Origin of the sequence: Methylocella silvestris BL2 (genome assembly GCF_000021745.1) — a bacterium.
Classification (GTDB): domain Bacteria; phylum Pseudomonadota; class Alphaproteobacteria; order Rhizobiales; family Beijerinckiaceae; genus Methylocapsa; species Methylocapsa silvestris.
Window position 1 is genome coordinate 185,357 of sequence record NC_011666.1, and the last position, 26,313, is coordinate 211,669.

Consider the following 26,313-nt stretch of genomic DNA (forward strand, 5'->3'; position numbering starts at 1 on the left):
TTGAGGGCCAGCGTCATATCAAATTCCCTGTAAGATTGCCTCGGGCGAATCAGTTATGACATTTCAGGCGTCAAATTATTATTCGTTCAACTACACCCCGTCGTCCCACCACAAGTATCGCACTTCAAGCACGTCCCATTCCGCACCAGGGTGAAATTGCCGCATTCGCCACAGGCTTCGCCGGTGTAGCCTTTCATGCGGGCCTGGCTGCGCTTTTCGGCGATCGCCGCGCCTTCGGCCGGCGTCGTCCAGTTGAGCTGGCCGAGTTCGGCTTCGACATCCTGTTCGAGGTTTTCCTTCAGCGCCGTCGCGGCCTGGCTGCCGCCGTAGCCGCCGGAGATCAGCATTAGCTTGTCGCTTTTGGAGCGGACAAAGCCGCTCGATACGAATTTCGCCGCGCCCGGCGCCGCGGTCGCAGAAGAACCCCCGCCTGTGGTTCCTGCCGGCGGCTTGCCCTGCGTCTCGCCCTTGCCGAGCACGTCATGGCCGATGTCGGACGGGTCGATGTGGGCGAGGTCGTTGCGGCCGAGATAGGAGATCGCCAGCTCGCGGAAAATATAGTCGAGGATCGAGGTGGCGTTCTTGATCGCGTCATTGCCCTGCACGAGGCCCGCGGGCTCGAAGCGCGTAAAGGTGAAGGCGTCGACATATTCATCGAGCGGCACGCCATATTGCAGGCCGACCGAAATGGCGATGGCGAAATTATTCATCAGCGAGCGGAAGGCGGCGCCTTCCTTATGCATGTCGATGAAGATTTCGCCGATGCGTCCGTCGCCATATTCGCCGGTGCGCAAATAAACCTTGTGGCCGCCGACGACGGCCTTTTGCGTGTAGCCCTTGCGGCGGTCGGGCAGGCGCTCGCGCTCGCGCGTGCGCTCGATCCGCTCGACAATGCGTTCGACGATCTTTTCCGCAACGGCCGCGGTCCGCGCCGGCGCATTGGAAGCCATCAACACCTCGACGGCTTCCTCGGCCTCGTCGTCGTCATCCTCGATCAGCTGGCTGTTCAAAGGCTGCGACAGCTTTGAGCCGTCGCGGTAGAGCGCATTGGCCTTGAGGCCAAGCCGCCAGGACAACATATAGGCGTCCTTGCAATCATCGACCGTGGCGTCGTTGGGCATGTTGATCGTTTTCGAGATCGCGCCCGAAATGAAGGGCTGGGCCGCCGCCATGATGCGGATGTGGCTTTCGGTCGAAAGATAGCGTTTTCCCGTGCGCCCGCACGGGCTCGCGCAATCGAACACGCCATAATGCTGCAGTTTCAGATGCGGCGCGCCCTCGACTGTCATGGCGCCGCAGACATAGGTGTTGGCGGTCTCGATTTCGCCGCGCGAAAAACCCAGCCATGTGAGCAGGTTGAAATTCGGATCGTCGACCTTGTCGGCCGGGATCTTCAGCTCCTGCGTCAGAAACTCGGCCCCAAGCGTCCATTTGTTGAAGACGAATTTGATGTCGAAGGCGCCCTTCAGCGTCGTCTCGAGCTCGGCGAGCTTTTGCTCGGTGAAGCCCTTGGTCTTCAGCGTCTCGTGGTTGATCCCCGGCGCGCTTTTCAAGGTCGCGCGGCCGACCGCGTAATCGATGATGTCGTCGATTTCCTTCTGCCCATAACCGAGCGAGCGAAGGCCTTCGGGAACGGCGCGGTTGATGATTTTGAAATAGCCGCCGCCGGCGAGCTTCTTGAATTTGACCAGCGCGAAATCAGGCTCGATGCCGGTGGTGTCGCAATCCATCACGAGACCGATCGTGCCGGTCGGGGCGACGACGGAGACCTGCGCATTGCGGTAGCCATGCTGTTCGCCAAGCGCGACAGCCTGCGACCATGCCGCCTTGGCGTGTTCGCCGAGCGCCTGGAACGCGCCGAGCGCCGCGTGATCCAGCGGCACCGGCGCGATCGACAGCGCCTCATAGCCGAAAACCTTGCCGTCGGCGGCGCGCTTATGGTTGCGCATCACCCGCAGCATGGCGTTGGCGTTGGCGCCATAGCCCTCGAAGGCGCCGAGCTCGCGCGCCATCTCGGCCGAGGCCGCGTAAGAGACGCCGGTCAGGATCGCCGAAAAGGCGCCGCAGATCGCGCGGCCCTGATCGCTGTCATAGGATATGCCGGACGACATCAAAAGACCGCCGATATTGGCGTAGCCAAGGCCGAGCGTGCGATAGCGGTAGGAGTTGACCGCAATCTCCTTCGAGGGAAATTGCGCCATCATCACCGAAATTTCGAGCACGATGGTCCACAGCCGCACCGCATGTTCATAGGAGTCGATGTCGATCGCGCCTGTGACCGGTTCGCGGAACTGCAACAGGTTGAGCGAGGCGAGATTGCACGCCGTATCGTCCAGGAACATATATTCGGAGCAGGGGTTCGAGGCGACGATGGGCGCCTCGGCCGGGCAGGTGTGCCAATCATTGATCGTCGTGTGATATTGCAGGCCCGGATCGGCCGAAGCCCAGGCGGCCTCGCCGATTTTCTCCCACAGCGCGCGCGCCTTCAACACCTTATGCGCCTTGCCGTCGAGCCGGCGCGTCAGCGTCCAGTCCGAATCCTCTTCCACCGCGCGCAGAAAATCATCGGTGACGCGCACGGAATTGTTGGAGTTCTGGCCGGAGACGGTGAGATAGGCCTCCTTGTCCCAATCGGTCGTAAAGGTCTCATAGTCGATCTCCCGCGCGCCCTGGCGCGCGAGCTGGATCGCCTTTTTGATCGAGGCGTCGGGCACGAAGGCGCGGCGGGCGAGCTTGATCTCTTTCTTCAGCGCCGGATTTTTTTCCGGGTTGAAGCAGTCATCGCCCGGGCCGTCGCAATTGACGCAGGCGCGCGCCACAGCCTTCAGCGCCTTGCGCAGCGCCTTGGAGCCAGCGACGAGCGCGGCGACCTTATGCTCCTCGCGCACCTTCCACTGGATGTAGTCTTCGATGTCGGGGTGATCGGCGTCGACCACCACCATTTTCGCGGCGCGGCGCGTCGTGCCGCCCGATTTGATCGCCCCGGCGGCGCGGTCGCCGATCTTTAAAAACGACATCAGGCCGGAGGATTTGCCGCCGCCCGACAGTTTTTCATTTTCGCCGCGCAGCTTTGAGAAATTGGAGCCGGTGCCGGAGCCATATTTGAACAGCCGCGCCTCGCGCACCCAAAGATCCATGATGCCGCCCTCATTGACGAGGTCGTCGGCGACGGACTGGATGAAACAGGCGTGCGGCTGCGGATGCTCATAGGATGAGGTCGAAGCGGTCAGTTCGCCGCTGAAGGGATCGACGTAAAAATGCCCCTGGCTCGGGCCGTCGACGCCATAGGCCCAGTGCAGCCCGGTGTTGAACCATTGCGGCGAATTGGGCGCGGCGATCTGCTTCGCCAGCATGTAGCGCAATTCGTCGAAGAAGGCGCGCGCGTCGTCTTCGGAGTCGAAATAGCCGCCCTTCCAGCCCCAATAGGTCCAGGTCCCGGCGAGCCGGTCGAATACCTGCCGGGCGGAGATTTCGGAGGTCCAGCGTTCGCCCTCGGGCAGGGCGTTGAGCGCCGCCTCATCGGCGACCGTGCGCCACAGGAAGGAGGGGACGGAGGTCTCCTCGATTCGCTTGAGGCGGGCGGGAACGCCGGCCTTGCGAAAATATTTCTGCGCCAGCACGTCGGTCGCGACCTGGCTCCAGGCGGCCGGAATCTCGACGTCCTTCAGCGAAAAGACGACGGAGCCGTCAGGGTTGCGGATCTCGCTATTGGCGAAGCGGAATTCGATCTCCGCATAGGGAGACTGACCCTCTTTCGTATAGCGGCGTGCGATCTGCATCTGTCGTATCCTCGGCTGTCGTCTCTACCATATATAGTGGCTGAACGATTAAGATGCCGTAAATGTCGTACATCTTGTGGCAAGGGACAATGAATAAATTTGCCTTCCGCACAGTTTAACGGGGCTTGTGGAGAACTCGGATTCAGGTCAGTCGAATCACGATCGAGCCTGCGGCCTGGCGCGTTCAAGCCGCCGGCAGGCGGCGCGCCTTGCCATCCGGGAGGGCGCCTCTAGCTCAACCCCATGGGTTTATGACAAAATCATGAACGTGATCGATTGTAATGCGTTTGCAGAATAACGTCTTCAACGCGGAAACGTCGCGCATTCTCAAGAAGCGGCGCCACAGGCGCCAGAGGCCGGCGGGCGCTCGCCCCGTGGGGAAAAGGATCTGCATATTTGACAGGACAGAGCAGCGCCCAGAGCGCCATGAACGAGGCGCTCCTCGCTAGCCCCTCCGGGGCGCGCCGCACCCTCGCCGTCGCCGGAACGGCGCATGCGCTGCACGATGGCTATACCGACCTGATTTACATCCTGTTGCCGGTCTGGCAGGCCGAGTTCGCGCTTGGCTTTGGCATGTTGGCCCTGCTGCGCGCGCTCTACGCCGCCAGCATGGCGGCGCTGCAGGTTCCGGTCGGGCGTCTCGCCGAAAGATGGGACGGCCGAATCATTCTAGCGCTCGGCACGGCGCTGTCGGGGATCGGCTACGCTCTCGCCGGCGCCTCCGGCGGCTTGCTCGGCCTCTGCGCCGGGCTCGCCCTCTCCGGCGCGGGCTCCAGCACGCAGCATCCGATCGCCTCGGCGGCCGTATCGCGCGCCTATGGCAAAGCTTCGCGCGGGCCGCTTGGCGTCTATAATTTTTCGGGCGATCTCGGCAAGGCGGCCATTCCCGCCCTGACCTCGCTGCTGCTCATCTTCATGTCCTGGCGCCACGCGCTCTGGCTGCTCGCCCTTATCGGCGCCGCGACGGCGATTGCGATCGCCGCTTTCATGCCGCCGATCGCCGGGGGCAGCAAGGCGGGCGACCGACGGGAACAGAGGGGCAGCGGGCGCGGCGGCTTTCCGCTGCTGTTTGCGATCGGCGTCCTCGACACCGGCGTGCGGATGGGCTTTCTGACCTTTCTTCCCTTTATTCTCAAGGCTCATGGGGCCTCGCTGCCGACCGTTGGCGTCGCCCTGGCTTTGGTCTTCATTGGCGGCGCCGCGGGCAAATTCACCTGCGGCTGGCTTGGCGCGCGGATCGGCGTGCTGCGGACGGTGCTACTGACCGAGGGCGGGACGGCCGCCGCCATTCTGGCCGTTCTGATCCTGCCGCTTCCGGCGATCCTCGTCTTGCTGCCGCTGCTCGGAATCATGCTGAACGGCACCTCATCGGTGCTTTATGGAACGGTTCCGGAGCTGACGCCGCCTCATCGAGTCGAGCGGGCCTTTGCGCTGTTTTATACCGGCACGATCGGGTCGGGAGCCGTCTCGCCGATTTTCTATGGCGTGCTCGGCGACGCCGTCGGGGCGAATTGGGCGGTCGTCGCCACAGCCATGGTTGCGCTTTCTATCTTTCCGCTGGCCCTTGCCCTTGCGCCCCATCTCCGGCCGGGGCCGCGATAGGACGGCGGCATCGGGCTGGACAGCGGGCCCAGCGCCCGCCATAAAGTCAGCGCGACAGGGACCCGTCTGCCAAGCTCAAGTTCGAGGCGCGCCGTGATGAAATGGCTTTTGTTGATCTTCACGTGGTGGAACGGCCAGACCCTGAACACCAGGCTTTACACGGCCCGTCACGGCAAGCTGGTCGGAACCGACGAGTTCGGCAATAGCTATTATCGCTCCCATGTGATCGATCCCGCGCTCGGCTTCGAGCGGCGCTGGGTGATCTATGCCGGGGTCAGCGAAGGCTCGAAGACGCCGCCCGGCTGGTATGGCTGGCTGCATCACACGGTCGACACACCCCCCACGGAAGAAGATTACAAGCCGCGCCCCTGGCAATTGCCGCATCTGCCCAATCTGACCGGCACGCCGGAGGCTTGGCGCCCGCCGGGCTCGACGCTGCGCGCCAACGCCCGCCCGAAAGCCACCGGCGATTACGAAGCCTGGGCCCCCGAAGGCTAATTTGAGAGCGACGCGCGATATGATGTTTTCCGGACGGCCGCTCCGTCAGGACGCCCTGCGCGAGTCATCGGCAGGCTTTCTTGTCACGTAAAACTCCCATGAACGAAGCCGCGATTTGCCCGTCGCTCCGGCGCAAAAGCCGGCCGGCTCGCCGGCTTTTCGCCGCCGCGGCGCTCGGCGCCCTCGTGCTGGCGGGGCCGGCTCAGGCCGACCGCATCAAGCATCCCATCGCGGTCTTTTCCGGCCTCGACAAGATTACCGGACGAATCATAACCTTCGAGGTCGCGACCGATGAAACGGTGCAGTTCGGCACGCTGCAGATCACCGAGCGCGCCTGCTACACCCGGCCTGCGACCGAAGCGCCGCAGACGACCACTTTCGTCGAGGTCGACGAGGTCGACGCCAAAAACGACTATAAGCGGATTTTTTCCGGCTGGATGTTTGCGGCGAGCCCCGGCCTGCATGGCATCGAGCACCCGATCTACGATATCTGGCTGACCGACTGCAAAGGTGGCAAGGAAATCGTCGTAAGCCCGAGCGCCGCCGCCGAGCCGACGCCCCCACCGCCGGAAAACGCAAGTCCGACGCCGAAGAAAGCGACGAAACCACGCCGCGTGCAGCCGCAGCTGCCGCAGCCGCCAGTGGATAATTTTGGCGAGGCCCCGCTGCCGTTTCAGGACCAGGCGCCTGTTGAAGTCGCGCCGCCGCCAGGTTTTCGGCCGCCGCCGACGCAGCCGCGCGCGCGAAGGCAGGCTCCGGCCGATGATTTCGAATCGCCTCTTCCGCCCGGCGACATCCCGGATCCGCGCGCGCCGCAGTAAACTTGCCTTACGGGTCTAAAGCTGCTTGCGCCGGCGGACCAATCGCGCCGTCGAAAGCGCCCGCGCGCCCTCCGTTAAAATTCCCTCGCCTTGAAAATACCCCTCGGACGCGACCCTGCCGCCCTTGCTTTGGCGCATTGCCCGCCAAATCTACACATCAGCGAGTTCGCTGGACTGCGCGGATTGGCGAGACCAAATCTGTCCTAAGTTTCATCTGACTGAAACAGGGGCGTAAGCCTCGCCTCGGCAAACTGCCTCAATCAGCCCGGCCGGCCGCCTTTTCGCCGAAGCCCTACCCTTGGTCGAGGCCAATCATCTTCGCCAATAGCTTGGCAATATCCTCTGCCGATTTCCATGATGGAGAACACACTCGATGGCTTTCCCTTTGCTTCCTGGTTCTGAACAGAATGGCCAATCGCGTCCCGCGCCCCGGCGCGGCCTTCGGGTCGTCCTGCTTGGCGCCGTGGCGACGGCTGCCTTGACCGGAGCGCTGACGACCGGCTTCGTTTCGCCGCATTCCGCGGTCGCCGAAACCGCCGCTCCCATCGCGGCGCAAGCGCCTTCCGCCTCGCCGGTATCCTTCGCCGATGTCGTCGACCATGTTCGCGACGCAGTCGTTTCGGTCAAGGTCAAGATCACTGAGACCGCCGACGCGTCGGATGACGACGATGACAACAGCGATTCGCCGCGCCCCGGCCAGATTCCGCGCCTTCAGCCGGGCGATCCGCTGGAGCGCTTCTTCAAGCGCTTCGGCCAGCCGGGCATGCCGCATCCGGGCGGTCCCGGCAAGCCGCATTCGGCGCAGGCGCAGGGCTCGGGCTTCATCATTTCGTCGGACGGCTATGTGGTGACCAATAACCACGTCGTCGAGAAGGCGACCGAAGTCACGCTCACCACCGACGAGGGCAAGACCCTTCATGCGACGGTCGTCGGCACCGACAAGAAGACCGATCTGGCCTTGTTGAAGATCAAGGAAGACGGCTCCTATCCTCACGTGAAATTCTCCAGCGCCACCCCCCGCGTCGGCGACTGGGTGATTGCGGTCGGCAATCCGTTCGGCCTTGGCGGAACGGTGACGGCCGGCATCGTCTCGGCGCGCGGCCGCGACATCGGCGCCGGCCCCTATGACGATTTCCTGCAGATCGACGCCCCGGTGAACCGCGGCAACTCGGGCGGCCCGACCTTCAACACGCTGGGCGACGTCGTCGGCGTCAACACGGCGATCTTCTCGCCGTCCGGCGGCAGCGTCGGCATCGGCTTCGCCATCCCCTCGGAGACGGCGCAGTCGATCATTGCGAGCCTCAAGGACAAGGGCGCCGTGGCGCGCGGCTGGATCGGCGTGCAGATTCAGCCGGTCACCGATGAGATCGCCGACAGCCTTGGCCTCAAGTCGAGCAAGGGCGCACTCGTCGCCGACGCGCAGGACAATTCGCCCGCCAAGGAAGCGGGCATCAAATCCGGCGACGTGATCCTCGGCGTCAATGGCGAGCGCGTCGATGGACCGCGCGATCTCGCCAAGAAAGTGGCGGCGCTTGGTCCGGGCAAGAAGGCCGATCTGCTCTATTGGCACGACGGCGCGGAGAAGACCGTAGCGGTGAAGCTCGGCTCGCTCCCCGACGAGAAAGAGGCGGCAAAGCCGGCGGCGCTGCAGGATAATTCTGCGCTTGCGGGCCTCGGGCTGAAGCTGGCTCCGGCGTCTTCCGTGCAAGGCGCGGGCAATGATGGCGTCGTTGTCGCCGACATCGATCCCGAAGGCTCGGCCGCGCAGAAGGGCCTCAGGGTCGGCGATCTCATCCTCGAGGCCGGCGGCCGCGCGGTGAGCAAGCCGTCCGAAATTGCGGCGATTATCGCTGACGCCAAGAAGGATGGCCGCAAGGCCGTGCTGCTGCGGGTCAAGAGCGGCGAAGGCACGCGCTTCGTCGCCGTGGCGACCAACCCCGCTTCCTAAGTCTCGCTCCCTAGAGAGACTTAAGTGGGTCCGCGACGGGACGCCCCCCGCTGCGTCGCGGGCTCCAGGACGCACAGGCCGGGAGGAAACTCCCGGCCTGATGCTTTTTGGAGAATCGAGTATGATGCCGTCCATGCGCATTCTCATCGTCGAAGATGATTCGGAAGCGGCCAATTACATGGCCAAGGCGTTCCGTGAGGCGGGACATGTCGCCGACCATGTCGGCGACGGTCTCGAAGGCTACGCCCGGGCCCGCGAAGAGGATTACGACGTCCTCATCGTCGACCGCATGTTGCCGAAGCTCGACGGCCTGTCGCTGATCGGCGGGTTGCGGGCGCAGAAAGTCGAAACGCCGGTGCTGATCCTTTCGGCGCTGGGGCAGGTCGACGACCGCGTCAAGGGCCTCAGGGCAGGGGGCGACGACTATCTCTCAAAGCCCTACGCCTTCGCCGAACTTCTCGCCCGCGTCGAAATCCTGGCCCGGCGCAAGCAGAATGGGACGGGTGAAGAGACCGTCTATCGCGTCGGCGGTCTCGAGCTTGACCGGCTGGCGCATAAGGTTGCGCGCGAAGGCAAGGAGATCCAGTTGCAGCCGCGCGAGTTCCGGCTGCTCGAATATCTGATGCGGCATGCGGGGCAGGTGGTGACGCGCACCATGCTTTTGGAGAATGTCTGGGACTATCATTTCGACCCCCAGACCAATGTCATCGACGTCCATATCTCCCGCCTGCGCAGCAAGATCGACAAGGGCTTTGAACCGCCCCTTCTGCAGACCATTCGCGGCGCGGGATATATGATCCGTGACGGCTCTCGCTAAGCTTTTTCGCACGACGGTTTTTAAGGTTTCGCTGGCGTTTCTGGTCATTTCCGCCATCGGCGCCGGGCTCGTGCTGAGCAGCGTCGGCGACAATGTGAAAATGCTGATCGACCAGCAGATCGCCAATACGGTCGACGCCGACATTGCGGGACTGGCCGAGCAATATGCGCAGGGCGGCATCCGCCGTCTGGTCCAGAGCGTCGAAAACCGCACGCAGCGCCCGGGCGCCGATCTCTATCTCGTCACGACCGGCGCCGGCGAACCCCTCGTCGGCAATATAGCGAGCCTGCCGCCGGGCGTTCTGGAGCGGCCGGGCCTTGTCGAAACCACCTATGAGCCGGCGGGCGCCGTCGGCAAGAAAAGGCGCGCGCTTGCGCGTATCTTCGTGCTGCCGGCTGGCTTCCGCCTCGTCGTCGGGCACGACCTCGAAGAAGGCGAGAGCCTGCGCAACATTCTGCGCGGCGCCTTGCTGACCTCGCTGATCTGGCTCGTCGCGATCGGCACGCTTGGCGGGCTTTGGGTGGCCCGCCGCGTGCTGAATCGGGTTGACGCCATCAATGCGCGGGCGAAAACCATCGTCGCCGGCGATCTCACCGGCCGGCTCCCGATCGCCGGCACCGGCGATGAGCTCGACCGGCTCGTGCAAAATCTCAACGCCATGCTCGACCGCATCTCGCTTCTGATGACAGGACTGAAGCAGGTCAGCGACAATATCGCCCATGACCTCAAGACGCCGCTGACGCGCCTGCGCGCGCGCGCCGAGGCCGCGCTGCAATTCGGCAAGACGCCGGAAGACTATCGCGGCGCGCTCGAAAAGGTGCTGGAGGAATCCGACCGGCTGATCCAGATCTTCGACGCGCTCCTCAAGATCGCCCGCGCCGAGGCGGGATCGGGTCCTGAGGGAGCGATCGACTTCGACGCCGGCGCGATGATCGCCGACGTTGGCGAACTCTACGAGCCGGCCGTCGAAGAGCTTGGCCTCGGCCTTGACGTCCAAACCCAGCCGAATTTAATCATTCACGGCAGCCGCGAGCTGGTCGGCCAAGCGATCGCAAATCTCGTCGACAATGCGCTGAAATACGGCGCGGAGCCTGCCGAGACCGGGGCCGCGGATAGCCCCGCGCAAAAAAACATCGAACTTCTGGCGCGTCGCGCCGGCGCCGTCGTCGAGATTGTCGTCGGCGACCATGGCCCGGGCATTCCGCCGGCCGATCGCGAGCGCGTGCTTGACCGCTTCGTTCGGCTCGAAAATTCTCGCTCGCGGCCGGGCTCCGGACTTGGGCTCTCCCTCGCCGCGGCCGTTGCGCGGCTTCATAACGGGACCCTGCGGCTTGAGGACAATGCGCCGGGCCTTCGCGTCGTCATAGCGCTGCCCGCCGCGGCCATAACGCCCAAGAATGAATCCGCGCCGAAGCTCAGCCTGCCGCCGCCCGAGGCCGCGGCATGACCGGGCCGGGGCGCGAGGCCGGCGCGACGCCTCTCTGGCGCGCGCTGCGGACGGCCCCGCGTCTCAGCGACCCGTCCCGCGCGCGTGAGCGCCTTGCCGATTTTATGCGTTCGGAACCGGCGACCGACCTTCGTTCCCTTGTGCGAAAGCTGAAGGTCAGGCGGCTCCTGCTCGCGCTGGCGGATCATTCGCCCTTCCTGTGGCGGCTCATTGTCCGTGATCCGGGGCGCCTCACGCGCTGCCTTAACGCCGATTTTAATTCCTCGCTTCATGAATTGATCCTGCGGGCCGGGGCTGCTTGCGATTCGACGCAGGATGAAGCCGCGGCGATGCGCGCGCTGCGACAAGCCAAGCAGGAAAGCGCGCTCCTGATCGCGCTCGCCGATCTTGGCGGCGTGAAAAGCCTTGTCGAGACGACACGGGCGCTCTCGCTCGCGGCCGACGCCTTTATCCGGGCGGCGCTGCGCTTTCTGCTCCGGGAGGCGCATCACGCGGGAAAGCTGAAGCTCGCCTCGCTCGACGAGCCGGAGCGCGGCTGCGGCCTTGTCATTCTCGCCCTCGGCAAATTGGGAGCGGACGAGCTCAACTATTCGAGCGACGTCGATCTCGCCGTCTTCTACGATCCGGACTGCTCGGCGCTGGTCGGCGAGGCTTCGACCGCCTATGTCCGGATCACCAAGCGTCTCGTCAAACTGCTGCAGGAAGCGACCGCCGATTCCTATGTGCTGCGGGTTGATCTGCGCCTTCGTCCCGATCCCGGCTCCACGTCGATCGCCGTCTCGCTGCCGGCCGCCTACAGCTATTATGAGACGCTCGGCCAGAACTGGGAGCGGGCCGCCTATATCAAGGCGCGGGCGATGGCCGGCGATCTGGAGCTCGGGCGCGAGTTTCTGGGCGCCCTGACGCCGTTCATCTGGCGCAAATATTTCGATTATGCGGCGCTCGCCGACATCCATGCGATGAAGCGCCAGATCCACGCCGTGCGCGGCCACGCCGAAGTGACGGTGCCGGGCCATGACGTCAAGCTCGGCCGGGGCGGGATCCGCGAGGTTGAGTTTTTCGTTCAGACGCAACAGTTGGTTTTCGGCGGCAAGCGCCCGAATCTGCGCGGCTCGCGCACGCTCGATATGCTCGCCGAACTCGGCGCCGACGGCTGGACGCCTGCCGACGCCGTGAACGACCTCAGCGCCGCCTATGTTGTGTTGCGCGAGGTTGAGCATCGCCTGCAGATGATCGCCGACGAACAGACCCAACGCCTGCCGCAGGACGCTGGCGAGCTGGCCCGCTTCGCGCATTTCTGCGGCTTCGCGCGCGAGGCCGACTTCGAGACGGCGCTGATGCGCTGCATGGGCCTTGTCTCGCATCATTACGCGCGGCTGTTCGAACATGCGCCGGCGCTTGACGCAAGCGCCGGCAGCCTCGTCTTCACCGGCGCGGAGCATGATCCTGAAACGCTCGAAACGCTAACGCGGCTCGGTTTCAAGGATGCGTCCTTGGCGCTTGAAACCGTCCGCGGCTGGCATTTCGGCCGCCGGCCCGCCGTGCGAACGGCCCGCGCGCGCGAAGTGCTGACGGAGCTTGTTCCGTCGCTGCTTCAGGCCTTCTCGAAGTCGGGCGAGCCCGATCTTGCGCTCGCAGGCTTCGACCAGGCGCTGGCGCACACGCCCGCCGCGGTCGAACTGTTCTCGCTGTTAAAATCCAACCCGCCCATCTGCGAACTCTTCGCCGACATTCTCGGCGGCGCGCCGCGGCTGGCGCGAATGATTGTCGCCAATCCGCATCTCCTCGACGCGGCCGTCGCTCCGCATGTTTTCGAGGCGCTGACCGACGACGCCGTCTATCGCGAGCGCGCCGCGCGTCTTGCGCAGAGGACGGAGCATTTCGAGGAGTTTCTGGATCTTCTGCGCGACTTCGGGCGCGAGGAAATGTTTCGCATCGGCCTCAAGCTTTTTTCCGAAGCGATGACGCCCCTGGAGGCCGGGCGCGATTATTCAGCGCTTGCGCAAGCGATTGTCGCCGCCGCGCTTGATTTCGTTTTGCGCATGTTTGCGGCTGAGCATGGGCGCGTCCAGGGCGGGCGCGTCGCGGCGCTCGGGCTTGGCCGACTCGGCGCGCGCGAGATGACCGCGACGTCCGATCTCGACCTGATCCTGATCTATGATTTTGATCATGCAAATCCGGAGTCGGATGGCCCGCGTCCCCTGCACGCCGTGCAATATTATACGCGCGTCGCGCAGCGGCTCGTCGCGGCGCTGACGGTCGCGACCAAACGGGGCCGCCTCTATGAGGTCGACATGCGGCTTCGTCCGTCGGGGCGTCAGGGGCCGCTGGCCACGCAATTTGCCGGCTTAGTCGACTATCAAAACAACACGGCGGAAACCTGGGAGCATATGGCGCTGACGCGCGCCCGCGCGCTCGCCGGAGACAGCGCCCTGACGCTTGAGATCGAGCAGGCGATCCGCGCGGTCCTTATGCGCAGGCGCGGGGACCATCTGGCGCGCGAAGTCGCCGAGATGCGCAAGCTGATCGCCAAAGTCAAAGGCGACAAGGACCGGTGGGATTTGAAGCTCGCATCCGGGGGATTGATCGATATTGAATTCATCGCGCAATATCTCACGCTGCGCCATGCTGCCGACCATCCGGCGATGATCTCCTCGTCGACGTCCGGCATGATCGCGGCGGCGGCCGAATTTCATTTGATCGAAACCGGGGACGCGCGCCACTTGCTGTTCGCCCACCACGTCATGACGAGCGTCATGCAAATGCTGCGGCTCGCGCTCGATCCCGGCGCAGATCCCCGCGAGGCCAGCGAGGGCGTGAAGCGCCGGCTTGCGGCCGCGGCCGAACTGCCAAGCCTTAGCGCCCTCGAAGCGGATTTACGCGACAGGCGTCGCATCGTGCGCAGGATTTTTGAGAGAATTCTAGTGGCGCACTGAGGAGGCGCGGAGCTTCTGCGCCGGCGCATGCGGCCGGCGGGGCGCGGCGGCGGCTGCCAACAGCAGTTTCTGACGCGGCGCGTCGCGCCATTGCGGCAGATGTACGAGCACGATCGTGCCGGACCCGACGGTCGAGCGGATGCGCATCGAGCCGCCATGCAGATCGACGAGCGAACGCGCGATGGCAAGGCCAAGCCCCGAGCCCTTCATGCCATTGTCGAGGCTTCCGCCCATTTGCTCGAACGGACGCCCAAGCCGCGCCTGCGCCGCCGGGGCGATGCCGATCCCGGTGTCTTCAATATAGACATTGAGGGCGCCCTGGACGAAGCGCGCGCGCACGCTGACGCGGCCGTCCTTTGGCGTGAATTTGACGGCGTTGCGCAAGAGGATCGCCAGGATCTTCTCGAAGGCGGCGCGGTCGGCGTTGGCGCGCTTGCCGGGCATCGCCTCCGCGACGAGCGTGATCTCCTTTTCGCGCGCGATCTGCTCCACCGTCGCGAGAGCCCCGGAGACTGCGGCGTCGAGCTCAAATTCGCTTTTTTGCAGACGCACGCGGCCGGATTCCAGCCGCGACATGTCAAGCACGTCCGATATCACGCCAAGAAGATATTCGCCGCTTTGTTTGATGTCGTTCGAGTAGTCGACGTATTTTTTCGATCCGAGCGGGCCGAATGTCTCCTGTTGCATCACTTCCGAGAAGCCGATGATGGCGTTGAGCGGCGTGCGCAGCTCGTGACTCATATTGGCCAGAAATTCGGATTTGGCCTTGTTGGCGGTTTCAGCCTCGGCCTTTTGCTCGAGGTATCTTTCGGCCAGGTCGGCAAGCTGTTGCGCCTGTTGCTCCAGCGTCTGGCGCGATTTGCGGAGATCGGCGACGGTGGCCATCAGGCGCCGCTCGCTCTCCATCAGCTGTTCTTCGTGACGCTTCAGCGCGGTGATGTCGGTGCCGACCGAAACATAGCCGCCGTCCTTGGTGCGCCGTTCATTGATCTGCAGCCATCGCCCGTCGCCGAGCCGCGCCTCATAGGTGCGCGCGCCCGCCTGCGGGCGCTCGCCGAGCGCCGTTTGCGCCTGAATCATTGGCGGCGTTCCTTTCTCCATGACCTGCGCATAAGGCGTGCCGGAAATGACCGCCTCGCTCGACAGATTGTGGAATTTCTGGAACTTCGAATTGCACATCACGAGCTGGTTATCGGCGTCCCAGAGAACGAAGGCCTCGGACACGGATTCGATGGCGTCACGCAGGCGCATGTCGGCGGTCGCGGTGCGTTCGGCGAGCGTCTTCTGTTCGGTGATGTCGACGCAGATGCCGACAAGATGCGGCGTTGCGCCGGCCTGCTCGCGAACGAGCTCGGCGCGCGCGCGCAGCCACACCCATTCGCCTTTGACGTTCTGCATGCGAAAGGCGTGATCGACGCTTTCCGCTTTCGAGGCCGTGAGCATTTCGGCGATGGCGGCGAGGTCGCCGTCCTGCGGATGCACCAGCGCGTTGATGTCGCCGAAGGAGAGGAAATTGCCGACCGGCGCGAGCCCGAGGATCTGGTACATCGAGTCTGACCAGTAGATGCGTCCGCGGGCGAGATCCCAGTCCCACAGTCCGCAGCGGCCGCGGCTCAGCGCCGTATCGATGCGGTCGCGCACCCGTTCGCATACACGGTCGGCTTCGCGGGCGCGGGAGGCCTGCCAGAAATAGGCGAGCGCCAACGCGATCAGCACCAAGGCTGTGGCAACGAGCAATACCCCCGTGCGCAGGGACGCCGCGCGCCAGTCGGCGAGCACAGCCGACATCGGGTAGACGATGGCGAGTTGACCGAAGGGTTGATTGAGCGTGCGTACGGTTGCGAGTGCGTCTGCGCCGTCCGGCAGAATGATGCGCAGCACGCCGGCCTTTTCGGCGAAGATCGTCAGGGGTTGCGAGGGGCCGAGAAAGTCGAGCAGCGGGCCGCGGATGGCGCGCGCGCCGGGCGTCGAGGCAATGATCTCACCGGTGAGATCGGTGATCATCGCCTGCTGACCCCGGGCGAGGGCCCGCGAGGGCATGGCGTCGGTGAGGGCGGTGGGAATGTCGCCAGCCGGCGTGTGTTTCAGCGTCTCGCGCAGATCATCGGCGACGACCGCGGCGAGTAGCTCGAGGTCTGAGAGCGAGTCGGAGATGGCGCGTTCATAGGATTCGCGGGCCATCGCCACCGTCATGGCGGCGAGCGCGCAGATGAACAGAATGACCATCGCGGGGACGGCGCGGCGAACCCAGATTTCGAGGCTGCTGATCGGAAAGGCTGCACGAACAGACTCAGCGTTAGCCGCCGAGCTTCCGGCAAGTTCACGCAGTGCGTCTGCATGCGCAGACGCACTGGCCGCGTTTGCGCGCGCCATGTCGGTCCCCCTCGAAACTGACCCGGGGCAAATGTGCCGCATCTCCCCCGAGTCGAGAATCATGAGACTCCGACTTGGCTTTTTTGTCCAGAGAATTCATTAACAATGAATGTAAAAAAATGAGCTTGACGGCGAAATCCAGAGGTTGCTTAGCCAACGCCGCGAGTGATCTTGTAACTTATTGAAAAATAACATTCAGCACGCGGCGCAAAATGCTCGCGGCGCGTGTTTCGCGGCAAGACTATTCGAAAAATCAATTGGATAGACTGAGGCTCGAACAAAGCTTCAAAGCCCGCCCGCGCGCCCGCCTCCGGCGAGGGCGCCCGCGCGAAAATCAGCGCTCAGGCGTTAACCAAAAGGACGGCAAAACCGTCATAGCCCTTGGACCCGACCGTCTGGATTGCGGTGACGCTGACGCGGGTCTCCCGCGCGGCGAGTTCATTAAAGGCTCTGACGCCTTCGATGTCCGGATCGGCGCTGTCCGCCTCGATCACGCGGCCCTTGCGTACGACATTGTCCACAATGATGAGCGCTCCGGGGCGCGAGAGGGAAAGCGCCGCGGTGAAATAGGCGGGGATGTTCGCCTTGTCGGCGTCGATAAAGATGAAGTCGAACGGGTCCTGCGCCTCGGCGGCGAGTTGCGCCAGAGTATCTTTCGCAAAGCCAAGGCGCAGCTCGATCTTGTCGGACAGGCCGGCCGTTGCGAAGTTTTTCGTCGCGACCGCGGCGTGCTTGGGATCGGCCTCGAGCGTGATCAGCCGTCCGTCGGCGGGAAGCGCGCGGGCGAGCCAGATCGTGCTGTAGCCGCCAAGCGAGCCGATTTCGAGGATCCGCCGCGCGCCGATCGCGCGCGCCAGCAGCTGCAGAAACTTGCCCTGGTTCGGCGCGACCTGGATCGCCGGCAGGCCGGCTTCAACGCTCGCCTTGAGGGCGCCGTCAAGCGCCGCGTCATCCGGGGCGAACAGGCCGGAGATATAGGAGTCGACCTCGGTCCAAAGCTGTTCCGTCATAAATCCAATCCACAACTAGCCAAGTGAACGATCGACGATGTCCCTGACGTCCGCCGAGAGGACGTCGCGCACCGCGATGCGGCGTAGCGCCGCCTCCGCGAGGGCCTTGCGCCCGGGCTCCAGCGTACGCCAGCTCTTGAAGGCGGAGAGAAGCCGCGCCGCGACCTGTGGGTTCTTTGGATCGAGGCAGAGCACGATTTCGACGACGAAGTCGAAGCCGGAGCCGTCCGCCGCATTGAAGCGCGTCAGATTACCGGTCGCGAAGGCGCCGACAAGCGAGCGCACGCGGTTGGGATTGGCGAACGAAAAAGCGGGGTGGCCCGTCAGATCCTTGATGCGCGAAAGCGTATCGGCGTCCGGCAGCATTGCCTGCAGCGCGAACCATTTATCGACGACCAGCGCGTCATGCGCGTGCCGCCGGTAGAAGGTCTTCAACGCCGCCTCTCGCGTCTCTCCCGGCGTTTGCGCGAGAGCGCCGAGCGCTGCGATCTCGTCGGTCATGGTGTCGGCGGACGCAAATTGCCGCGACGCCAGCGCCGCGCCTTCCTCGGGCTCGCCGGCGCATAGAAGATCGAGCGCGGCGTTGCGCAGCGCGCGCCGGCCGGCCGCCGCGGCGTCAGGCGAATAGGGGCCGTCCGGCGCAAGGCGCGCATAGACCGTGTGAAGATGCGAAGAAAGACCCTTGCCGATCGCGCGCCGCAAACCGAACCGCGCGGCGTGGATGGCGTCGGGGTCGATGTTTTCGCCGATGTCGCGGGCGATGTCGGCCTCGCTCGGCAAAGTGATCATCTGCGCCGCGTAGGCGGGATCGGCGCTTTCCGTCAGCACGCTGGCGAGCGCGTCGACGAAATCATAATCCTCGGCAGGGCTCTTGCCGGCGCCGATGTCGGCGACCGCGCGCGTAAGCAGCCGGCTCGCATAAGTCTGCGCCGCCTGCCATCGCGTAAAACTGTCGCTGTCGCGCGCGATGAGCCGGATGAGATCGGCTTCGCTTGCGGCATAATCCAGCCTGACGGGCGCCGAAAAGCCGCGCAATATTGAAAGGGCCGGGCGGCTCTCGACGTCGCGGAAAATGATGGTTCGCTGCGGCGTCGACAGCACAAACACGCCGCTTTCGATTTCGCGCGCGCTCGCGGCGTTGTCGGTCTCTGTCTTCAGCGGCAGATCGCCGTCCGGTCCAACGAGGCCGAGCGCGACGGGTATCACGAACGGTTCTTTATGATCCTGTCCGGGCGTCGGCTTTGACGATTGCTCCAGATGCAGCGTGAAAGTCCCGGCGCTCGCGTCATAGGAGGAAGCCGCTTCGAGCAGCGGCGTGCCGGATTGCCGGTACCAGCGAAAGAAGTCGGAAAGGTCGCGCCCAGAGGCTTCGGCGAAGCAGGAGATGAAATCCTCGACCGTCGCGGCGGTCCCGTCATAACGCTCGAAGTAAAGATCCATGCCGCGCGAAAAACTCTCCGCGCCGATCAGAACTTTGAGCATGCGGATGACTTCGGCGCCCTTCTCATAGATCGTCGCAGTGTAGAAATTATTGATCTCATAATAGGTTTCGGGCCGCACATTATGGGCGAGCGGCCCCGCATCCTCGGGGAACTGCGCCGCCCGCAGCGCGCGCACGTCGGCGATGCGATGGACGGCGCGCGAGCGCATGTCGGACGAAAATTCATGGTCGCGGAAGACGGTGAGGCCTTCCTTCAGGCAGAGCTGAAACCAGTCGCGGCAGGTGATGCGGTTGCCGGTCCAATTGTGGAAATATTCATGCGCGATGACGGCCTCGATATGGGCGTAATCGGCGTCTGTCGCCGTCGCCGGCGAGGCCAGCACATATTTGTCGTTGAAGATGTTGAGGCCCTTGTTCTCCATCGCGCCCATGTTGAAATCAGACACGGCGACGATGTTGAACACGTCGAGATCATATTCCCGGCCGAAAGCGGTCTCGTCCCAGGCCATGGCGCGCTTTAGCGAATCCATCGCATAGGCGGCGAGCGGCTCCTTGCCGTGTTCGACATAAATGCCGAGCGCAACCCTGCGGCCGGACCGCGTCAAAAACGCGTCGTGGATCGAGCCGAGATCGCCGCCGACCAGCGCAAAGAGATAAGAGGGCTTTGGAAAGGGATCGTGCCAGACCGCATAATGACGCGCGACGCCGTCCTCGCCTGTAGCAAGCTCGCCGGCCTCGACGAGATTGCCATTGGCGAGCAGGAGCGGCGCCTCCGCGCGGCTGGCCTCCAACCGCACCGTATAGACGCTGAGCACGTCCGGACGGTCGAGGAAAAAGGTGATGCGGCGAAACCCTTCCGGTTCGCATTGCGTGCAATAGGCCGAGCCCGAACGGAACAGGCCCATGAGACGGCTGTTCGCGGTCGGGTTAACCTCGGTCTCGACGTCCAGCGTAAAGGGCCGCTGCGGCGGGTTGGCGAGGGCGAGCTGCTGCGGGCTGACCACGACGACGCCGTCGGCGGGCGCCGCGCGGTCGATGGCGATGCTTTTGACGATCAGCCCGTCGCCGTCGAGGATCAGCGCGGCGTCCGGGCGGCCGTTCGGATTTGGCCGGATGCTGAGGCGCGAAACAACCCTCGCCGCGGTCGGATGGAGTTTGACGTTGAGATCGACGCTGTCGATCAAATAATCGGGAGCTTTATAGTCCTTCAGGCGAACCGGTTCGGCGCTGTCTGTACGCATCAAGACCTCGGCGTGGGGATGGACGGCGGGAAAACGGCGCCGTCCGATTTTGCCGCGATCATAGGGCTTGCGTCCGCGCGGCGCAAAGTGCAGGGAAGCGCGTCCGGCGGCGCCAAGGCGCCACGAAGAACCAGCAACGAGGGGACGCGAACGCCATGGCTCGACGCCTATTCACATCCACGCTCTGCGGAGCCGCCCTTCTGGCCTGCGCGGCGGGCGCCGCGCTGGCGCATGGGCCGACGCGGCAGAAGGTGACCGAATCCATCGAGATCAACGCCGCGCCGGACAAGGTCTGGGCTGTCATCGGCAATTTTCAGGACATGAGCTGGCATCCTGCGATCCAGAAGACCACAGGCGACGGCGGCAACACGCCGGACGTCGCCAAGCGCCAGCTCGATCTCGGCAATGGCGCGACGATCGACGAAGAACTCTATAAGTATAGCGCCGAAGACCACAGCTATTCTTATCGCATCGACAAGGTCGACGTGAAGGTTCTCCCGGTGAACAATTATTCCTCGACGCTCGAAGTGAAAGCGGAAGACGACGGCAAGAAAAGCCTGGTCGAGTGGCACGGCGCCTTTTATCGCGGCTATCCGAACAATGATCCGCCGCCGGAACTGAGCGACGAAGCCGCCAAAACCGCCGTGACGGGCGTCTACAAAGCGGGGCTCGAGGCGCTCAAGAAGAAGCTCGAAGCGACCAACTAAAATGACGCGCGCCCTGCCGCCGACTTGCGAAGTCGGCTGATGCGCCGGATTCCCCGGCGCGTCGTCCCTCTGCTGCCGCGGCTTGCTGCCGCGCTTGCGCTTCTGACCGGCGCCGCGGCGCTCGCGTCGGCCGATGAAGCCTTCATCACGGAGCAGAGCGGCGGCGGCGTCAGCGTCGTCGATCTCGTTGCGCGCAAGACCATCGCGCATATCGAAATCGGCGGGAAGCCTGCTGGCATCGCCATGTCGAAAGATGGCGCAACCGCTTTCGTCACCAGCACCGAGGGCAAATTCGTCACGCTGATCGACGCCGCCTCGCGGCGGATCAGCGGCCGCATCGATATGCCGGACACGCCGCTCGGCGTCGCCGCGGATCCGGCCGGGCGCTTCCTCTATGTTTCGGGCTTCTACCAGCCGCGAATTTACAAGATCGATCTGGAAACGCGCGTCATTATCGCCACGGCGGAAGTCGGCGCCTCGCCCTCCGGCGTCGCCGTTTCGCCCGACGGCGGCCTGATCGTCGTCGCCGACCGCGATGACGACGCCGTCTCGATTCTCGATTCGGGCAGTTTCCGGTCGATCGCCAAAGTGAAAACCGGCGCGCATCCGTTTGGCGTCACGATCGACGCCAAGGGCGCGCGCGTCTACACGGCGAATGTTGAAAGCAACGATATTTCGGTGATCGACCTCAACACGCGCGCGCTGATCGGGACAGTCCCCGTCGGCAAGCGTCCTTATGTTGTCGCGCTCGCGGGCCGTCGCGGCTTTTCCAGCGATCAATATGCCGGAACGGTCTCGGCCTTCGACCTCGAAACGCTCCAGCCGATCGGCCGCGTGTCAGTCGGCGAATATCCCGAGGGGCTCCAGGCCAGCGCCGACGAAAGCGTCGTCTATGTCGTGAACTGGTTCTCGAATGACGTCCAGGCGATCGATCCGAAGACCTTGAAGGTCACGGCGAAGATCGAGGTTGGCGACGGTCCGCGCTCCTTCGGCCTTTTTCTGCGCGAGACGCGCTGAGTTCAGGTCTTGACCGGCGCAGGCGCGACGCAGCGGCGGACATATAAGGCGAAGGCGACCGTCAACACCCCCAGTAATATTGACAGCACGGGCTCGGATAACCCGATGGCGGCGCTTTGCAGGATGGCGGTCGCGGCGACGCCTGCGACAATGAAGGTGGAATTCAGGACATTGACGGCGGCGACCAGACGCGCCCGCCACGCGGGGGGAGCGTCCGCCTGAATAGCGGCAAACAGCGGCACGACAAAGAGGCCGCCCGCGCTGGCGAGGCCGAGGACGTCGACCGCGACGCGAACGCCTGCGGCGGATGCAAAGAAGGTCAAAAGCCCCGTCTCGGTGGTCGCCGCCGGAAGCTGCGCGGTCGAGACGCCAAGATCGATCAGGAAGAGGCCCATTCCCAGCGCGGCGAAGGGAGCGCCCGAAAGGATGATGCGGCCCCTGGCGATCAGCGCCGCGGCGAGCGATCCGGCGCCGATGCCGAGCGCGAACAAAGCGCTGATCGCGGTCTCGACCGCAATATCGCCGCCCGTCTTGGCGCGCACGATGACCGGCGTCAGCGACAGCGCCACGGCTCCAACCATCCAGAACCAGGAGACGGCGATGCTGCGGCTCCAGAGCTTCGCGTCGCGCCGCAATTCGGCGATGAGCCCGGCCGTCGAGGCAAAAATATTATGTGTGACTAACAGGCCGGGGGCGGCGCGGGCGGTCGAAGGGATGAACAGGCTCGTCAGAAAGGCGGCGAGCGCGATGGCCATCAGCTGCAGCATGGTCGAAGCCGGCGAGCGCGCGACCGAAAGTCCGCCCGCGATGAGGCCGAGCAGGATCGCCGCAAACGTCGCCGCCTCGACCAACGCATTGCCGGCGACAAGCTGATCGCGCGCCATGAGCTCGGGCAAGATTGCATATTTCAACGGTCCGAACAGCGCGCTGATGACGCCGAGCCCGAACAGCGCCGCATACAGCACCGGCAGGGAAGCCATCCAAAGCCCGATCGCGGCGAGCGCCTGCACCGCGATTTCCGCCCCCTTGAGCGCGCGGGCAAAGCGCGCTTTATCCTGCGCGTCCGCGATTTCGCCGCCAAGCCCCGACAGGATGAGCGTCGGCGCCACGAATATGCCGACCGCGAGCGTGATCAGCGCGCCGGCGCCGGTTTCGCCAAGCCGGAACAGGATCAGCATCGCGAGCATGTTGCGCACGAAATTGTCGTTGAAGGCCGACAGAAACTGGCACCAGAACAGCGGCGCGAACCGTCTCGACCGCATCAGGGCGGCGAGCGTCGCAAGACCGCTTGGCAAGACGGGGTCCTTCACGTGCGCCCGTTGCGCCGCAGCCGCGCGCTCGTCATTGCGCGGGCTCGGCGTGACCGACGATGCGGGTGATCGTGGAAAAAGAGGCTCGCATCTTGCGCTCCAGCGCGTCGACTTGATCATGCGTTTCGTCGACGCTCAGCGCCGGATCGACGAGACAATGATAGTTGACCACGAGCCCCGCTGGGGTCCGCCGCACCCGCACGTTGTGGACGTCGAGCAGATCGCCCTGATCATGCGCCTTCTTTATCAGCGCCGCCTCGATCTTCGCCTTGATCTTCGGGTCGACGTCCTGGCCGGTCAAATGGCGCGGCTCCATTGGCTCGATATGGCTTTCAACCTCGACGTCGGAGCCAAGCTCCTTGCGGATTTCCTTTTCGAGACTTGAGGCGATCTCATGCGCGGAGCCATGCGACATGCGCCCGTCGAGCTCGATGTCGAAGCTGACCGAAGCGCGGCCGTCGACGTCCTGCACGGTGATGTGATGGATCGGAACGTGGCGCTTGGCGGCGATCAGCAGAATGCGTTCGAGAAAGGTTTCGCTGTCGATGGCGATCGGCTGCGTCGCGATGGTGACCGATATTTCCGGATGGCTCGCCTTGATCGCCTCGGCGACATTCGCCTTGATCGCCGCGACGCTTTCGAGGGAGAGCGTGCGCGCGACGGAAATTTCCAGATCGCCCAGAATTTCGGCGCCGGCGGGGCGCAGACGCACGGACGGCACGTCGATGACGCCCGGCACCGCCGCGGCGCTGCCCCAGACCTCTTCGGCGAGCCCCTTCGGCGCCGCGTCGACCAGCGTGTCGATGGTGCGGCGGCCGATATTGTAACCGGCGACGCCGATGAAACCGGCGACGCCCAGCGCGGCCACGGCGTCGCCCTGCGGAAAGCCGAAATGGGCGGCGATGAGGCCGGCAATCGCAAGCGAGGAGGCGACGATATCGCTCGAAAAATGCAGCGCGTCCGCGGCAAGCGCCTCGCTGCGGGTTTCCTTGGCGATTTTATTGAGCGCGCGCCAGCGGAAGGAGTCGACCACGATCGAAATAAAGAGCACGGCGAAAACCAGCGGGCTCGCCTCGACGGCGACGTCATGGTTGAAGAAGCGCCGCACCGCCTCGATCAGAATGAAAGTCGCAAGGGCGAACAGCACGCCGGTCTCGACCAGCGCCGTCAGGGCTTCGACCTTGGCGTGGCCGTAATGATGCTCGTCGTCAGCCGGCTTGTTCGAAATTCGGATCGCATAATAGGTCAGCGCCGTCGTGACGACGTCGCCGAAATTATTGCCGGCCTCCGACATCACGGCCAGCGACCCCGAGGCGAGCCCGGCGATCAGCTTGGCGATCGCCATGGTCGCCGAGACCGCGATCGAGACGAGCGCCACGCGCTCCTTGCGCTTCTGATTGACCTCGGCCTGCAGCGCCGCGCTCGCGGCTTGCTCTTGCGGGGCGGCGGCAGCCATTAGCGCGGCAAGGCGGGCGAGGCAGGCGTCGCGCAGCGGAAGGAAGGCGTCGCGCAGCCGGGCGCCTACCGCAAGGGCCTTTTGTGCTATATCGCGGCCGCGGATCATAAGCGCCGGTCTCGGGAGAGGCGTCGGAACAGGAGCTGCGGCATGGAATTCCTTCATACGATGGTGCGGGTTTCGGACCTCGGCCAATCGCTCGAATTTTATACGCAAAAACTTGGCCTTGTAGAGATGCGGCGAACCGAGCATGAAGCCGGCCGCTTTACGCTTGTTTTTCTCGCCGCGCCCGGCGACGCCGGCAGGGCGAAAGACACCCACTCGCCCTTGCTGGAGCTCACCTATAATTGGGACGCGGAAACCTATAGCGGCGGGCGCAATTTCGGCCATCTCGCCTTTGCCGTAGACGATATTTACGCGACATGCGACAGGCTGATGAAAGCGGGCGTCACGATCAATCGGCCGCCGCGCGACGGCCGCATGGCCTTCGTCCGCTCGCCGGACGCGATTTCGATCGAGCTTTTGCAGAAGGGCGAGGCGAAAGCCAGGCAAGAGCCCTGGGCCTCGATGGAGAATGTCGGCGCTTGGTAGAGGCGGCGAAGGCTCCAGAGCTTCTGGCTCCGGGCGAACTGGAAAAGATCGCCCCGCCGTCGACCTCGGCCTATTTTCTCGACGTCGACGGCACGCTGCTGGAGATCAGGCAACGGCCCGAGGACGTTCTGGCCGATGCAAAGCTGCGCGCGCTGCTCGGCGACATAATGGGTTTTTGCGGCGGCGCCGTCGCCTTGGTCAGCGGGCGCGCGATCGCGGATCTCGACCGGATTTTCGATCCCCTTATTTTGCCCGCCGCCGGGCTCCATGGGGCAGAGATTCGTTTTCCGGACGGCGCCCGCACCTTTGCCGACGCTTCGGCCGTCGATGACGCGCGGCCAAAACTGCGGGCCTTCGCGCAAAGGCATGAGGGCTTGCGGCTGGAGGACAAGGGAGCGACCCTGGCGCTGCATTTCCGTCAGCGGCCGGAGCTGGCCGAAGAGGCGCTGGCCTTCATGCAGGCGCTCGTAGACCGCCCGGAACTTTCCGTTCAGCCGGGAAAGATGGTCGCCGAACTGAAGCAGACCGCCCATACCAAGGCGACCGGCATCGCGAGCCTGATGGCGGGGGCGCCATTCCTTGGCCGCACGCCGGTGTTCATCGGCGACGATCTGACCGATGAGATCGGCTTTGGCTTCGTCAATGAGCAGGGCGGGGTTTCGATCAGGATCGCCGCCATGGAGGCGTCGACTTCGGCGCAGTTCCGGCTGGCCGATCCGGCGCAGTTGCGGAGCCAATTGACGGCGCTGCGCGGACAGGGCGCATAGCCGCCGTCAGGGCAAGGCCGCGAATCAGTATTTGGCGGTGACGTGGCCGTCGCAGATCCAGGTGACCTTCCAGCGCCAGCCGTCCGGCGTGTCGACCGGGCTGACGTCGTAGCACTCGATCGGCGGCCGGTGATAGACATAGCCGTAAGGGTAGGGGCGGCCGAAGAACGGCAGGCCGTCGACGTCGCCGAGGGAATTGGCCGCGCCGCTGCCCGGAAGCGCGAAAGCTCCGAGGCAAAGGCCAAGGAGGGAAAACACGAATCTCATGCGCGCCATTGGGCAAACCTTGCGAAAACGATCGAGCGGAACTCGTAAGGATCATGTCACGATCGCTAGCCTGCGGCAAGGCGACAGCCTTGGCTTGACCATATCGAACAGGGACTTATGCGCAGGCGATAAGCATTTCGCTCGCCGATGTGGCCGTGATGTCACTCTCGTGGGCTGACCGGCGCAGAAGCCGGCTCCGCGCCAGAGGCGCGGGCCGACCAAGCGTTGTGGCGCCGCAATTGCTTTGACCTATACGTTCAATGGCAGGTCCCCAACTTGAACAGC

General features: G+C 64.3%; 18 protein-coding genes. 11 read left to right on the forward strand and 7 right to left on the reverse strand.

The features are described from left to right. Positions 1–86: 86 nt before the first annotated feature. Entirely contained in the window at positions 87–3,779 is a 3,693-nt protein-coding gene (locus tag MSIL_RS00945) for a vitamin B12-dependent ribonucleotide reductase (protein ID WP_012589235.1), read from the reverse strand. A 426-nt stretch (positions 3,780–4,205) separates the two neighbouring features. On the opposite strand from MSIL_RS00945, the gene MSIL_RS00950 reads away from it, so the two are divergent. The 7 genes from MSIL_RS00950 to MSIL_RS00980 all read left to right on the forward strand — a co-directional run bounded on the left by MSIL_RS00950 (position 4,206) and on the right by MSIL_RS00980 (position 13,848). Then, a complete protein-coding gene (locus tag MSIL_RS00950) occupies positions 4,206–5,381 on the forward strand; it encodes an MFS transporter (protein WP_041367434.1) in 1,176 nt (391 codons plus the stop codon). A gap of 96 nt (positions 5,382–5,477) precedes the next feature. Beyond that, entirely contained in the window at positions 5,478–5,879 is a 402-nt protein-coding gene (locus MSIL_RS00955) for an NADH:ubiquinone oxidoreductase subunit NDUFA12 (RefSeq protein WP_012589237.1), read from the forward strand. Positions 5,880–5,977: 98 nt separating this feature from the next. Next, a complete protein-coding gene (locus MSIL_RS00960) occupies positions 5,978–6,700 on the forward strand; it encodes a DUF2155 domain-containing protein (protein ID WP_012589238.1) in 723 nt (240 codons plus the stop codon). Positions 6,701–7,073: 373 nt separating this feature from the next. Beyond that, positions 7,074–8,648: a Do family serine endopeptidase gene (locus tag MSIL_RS00965; protein WP_012589239.1), complete on the forward strand. Its 1,575-nt coding sequence runs from the start codon at positions 7,074–7,076 to the stop codon at positions 8,646–8,648. A gap of 133 nt (positions 8,649–8,781) precedes the next feature. Then, the gene (locus MSIL_RS00970; protein WP_041368266.1) at positions 8,782–9,465 is read left to right on the forward strand and encodes a response regulator transcription factor; all 684 of its coding nucleotides are present in this window, start codon (positions 8,782–8,784) and stop codon (positions 9,463–9,465) included. After that, positions 9,449–10,912 (forward strand): sensor histidine kinase, encoded by a 1,464-nt coding sequence (locus tag MSIL_RS00975; RefSeq protein WP_012589241.1) that lies wholly within the window; start codon positions 9,449–9,451, stop codon positions 10,910–10,912. The genes MSIL_RS00970 and MSIL_RS00975 overlap by 17 nt, the downstream gene beginning before the upstream one ends. After that, the gene (locus tag MSIL_RS00980; RefSeq protein ID WP_012589242.1) at positions 10,909–13,848 is read left to right on the forward strand and encodes a bifunctional [glutamine synthetase] adenylyltransferase/[glutamine synthetase]-adenylyl-L-tyrosine phosphorylase; all 2,940 of its coding nucleotides are present in this window, start codon (positions 10,909–10,911) and stop codon (positions 13,846–13,848) included. The genes MSIL_RS00975 and MSIL_RS00980 overlap by 4 nt, the downstream gene beginning before the upstream one ends. Here MSIL_RS00980 and MSIL_RS00985 read toward each other — a convergent pair. From MSIL_RS00985 to pepN, 3 genes are all read right to left on the reverse strand, one after another. Continuing rightward, a complete protein-coding gene (locus tag MSIL_RS00985; protein WP_012589243.1) occupies positions 13,834–16,221 on the reverse strand; it encodes a PAS domain-containing sensor histidine kinase in 2,388 nt (795 codons plus the stop codon). The two genes, MSIL_RS00980 and MSIL_RS00985, sit on opposite strands and share 15 nt — an antisense overlap. A gap of 341 nt (positions 16,222–16,562) precedes the next feature. Further along, entirely contained in the window at positions 16,563–17,231 is a 669-nt protein-coding gene (locus MSIL_RS00990; RefSeq protein ID WP_012589244.1) for an O-methyltransferase, read from the reverse strand. Positions 17,232–17,246: 15 nt separating this feature from the next. Beyond that, positions 17,247–19,913, reverse strand: coding sequence for an aminopeptidase N (gene pepN / locus MSIL_RS00995; protein WP_012589245.1), 2,667 nt, complete (start codon positions 19,911–19,913; stop codon positions 17,247–17,249). A gap of 155 nt (positions 19,914–20,068) precedes the next feature. On the opposite strand from pepN, the gene MSIL_RS01000 reads away from it, so the two are divergent. Next, entirely contained in the window at positions 20,069–20,620 is a 552-nt protein-coding gene (locus MSIL_RS01000; protein WP_012589246.1) for an SRPBCC family protein, read from the forward strand. Between the two features lie 39 nt (positions 20,621–20,659). Next, a complete protein-coding gene (locus MSIL_RS01005) occupies positions 20,660–21,637 on the forward strand; it encodes a beta-propeller fold lactonase family protein (protein WP_012589247.1) in 978 nt (325 codons plus the stop codon). A 2-nt stretch (positions 21,638–21,639) separates the two neighbouring features. On the opposite strand, the gene MSIL_RS01010 is transcribed toward MSIL_RS01005, so the two are convergent. After that, complete coding sequence (locus MSIL_RS01010; protein ID WP_012589248.1) at positions 21,640–22,932, reverse strand: MFS transporter; 1,293 nt, start codon at positions 22,930–22,932, stop codon at positions 21,640–21,642. Between the two features lie 46 nt (positions 22,933–22,978). After that, positions 22,979–24,511, reverse strand: a complete 1,533-nt coding sequence (locus MSIL_RS01015; protein ID WP_244406192.1) for a cation diffusion facilitator family transporter — start codon at positions 24,509–24,511, stop codon at positions 22,979–22,981. A gap of 42 nt (positions 24,512–24,553) precedes the next feature. Between MSIL_RS01015 and MSIL_RS01020 the strand changes: the two genes are divergently transcribed. Both MSIL_RS01020 and otsB read left to right on the forward strand, forming a co-directional pair. Next, a complete protein-coding gene (locus MSIL_RS01020) occupies positions 24,554–24,994 on the forward strand; it encodes a VOC family protein (protein ID WP_012589250.1) in 441 nt (146 codons plus the stop codon). Continuing rightward, entirely contained in the window at positions 24,988–25,761 is a 774-nt protein-coding gene (gene otsB / locus MSIL_RS01025) for a trehalose-phosphatase (protein WP_012589251.1), read from the forward strand. Before MSIL_RS01020 ends, otsB begins: the two co-directional genes overlap by 7 nt. Before the next feature lie 24 nt (positions 25,762–25,785). Here the strand turns inward: otsB and MSIL_RS01030 are convergent, their stop codons facing one another. Further along, positions 25,786–26,028 carry a hypothetical protein gene (locus MSIL_RS01030; protein WP_187148688.1) on the reverse strand — a complete coding sequence of 81 codons (243 nt, stop codon included), beginning with the start codon at positions 26,026–26,028 and terminating at the stop codon, positions 25,786–25,788. Positions 26,029–26,313 lie beyond the last annotated feature (285 nt).

Coding starts and splice junctions, on each gene's coding strand:
- MSIL_RS00985 (WP_012589243.1), bottom strand. CDS start 16,221: ATGGCGCGCGCAAACGCGGCCAGTGCGTCTGCGCATGCAGACGCACTG.
- MSIL_RS01005 (WP_012589247.1), top strand. CDS start 20,660: ATGCGCCGGATTCCCCGGCGCGTCGTCCCTCTGCTGCCGCGGCTTGCT.
- MSIL_RS01015 (WP_244406192.1), bottom strand. CDS start 24,511: ATGATCCGCGGCCGCGATATAGCACAAAAGGCCCTTGCGGTAGGCGCC.
- MSIL_RS00960 (WP_012589238.1), top strand. CDS start 5,978: ATGAACGAAGCCGCGATTTGCCCGTCGCTCCGGCGCAAAAGCCGGCCG.
- MSIL_RS00955 (WP_012589237.1), top strand. CDS start 5,478: ATGAAATGGCTTTTGTTGATCTTCACGTGGTGGAACGGCCAGACCCTG.
- MSIL_RS00990 (WP_012589244.1), bottom strand. CDS start 17,231: ATGACGGAACAGCTTTGGACCGAGGTCGACTCCTATATCTCCGGCCTG.
- MSIL_RS01030 (WP_187148688.1), bottom strand. CDS start 26,028: ATGAGATTCGTGTTTTCCCTCCTTGGCCTTTGCCTCGGAGCTTTCGCG.
- MSIL_RS00970 (WP_041368266.1), top strand. CDS start 8,782: ATGCGCATTCTCATCGTCGAAGATGATTCGGAAGCGGCCAATTACATG.
- MSIL_RS00965 (WP_012589239.1), top strand. CDS start 7,074: ATGGCTTTCCCTTTGCTTCCTGGTTCTGAACAGAATGGCCAATCGCGT.
- pepN (WP_012589245.1), bottom strand. CDS start 19,913: ATGCGTACAGACAGCGCCGAACCGGTTCGCCTGAAGGACTATAAAGCT.
- MSIL_RS00980 (WP_012589242.1), top strand. CDS start 10,909: ATGACCGGGCCGGGGCGCGAGGCCGGCGCGACGCCTCTCTGGCGCGCG.
- MSIL_RS01000 (WP_012589246.1), top strand. CDS start 20,069: ATGGCTCGACGCCTATTCACATCCACGCTCTGCGGAGCCGCCCTTCTG.
- MSIL_RS00950 (WP_041367434.1), top strand. CDS start 4,206: ATGAACGAGGCGCTCCTCGCTAGCCCCTCCGGGGCGCGCCGCACCCTC.
- MSIL_RS01020 (WP_012589250.1), top strand. CDS start 24,554: ATGGAATTCCTTCATACGATGGTGCGGGTTTCGGACCTCGGCCAATCG.
- MSIL_RS00945 (WP_012589235.1), bottom strand. CDS start 3,779: ATGCAGATCGCACGCCGCTATACGAAAGAGGGTCAGTCTCCCTATGCG.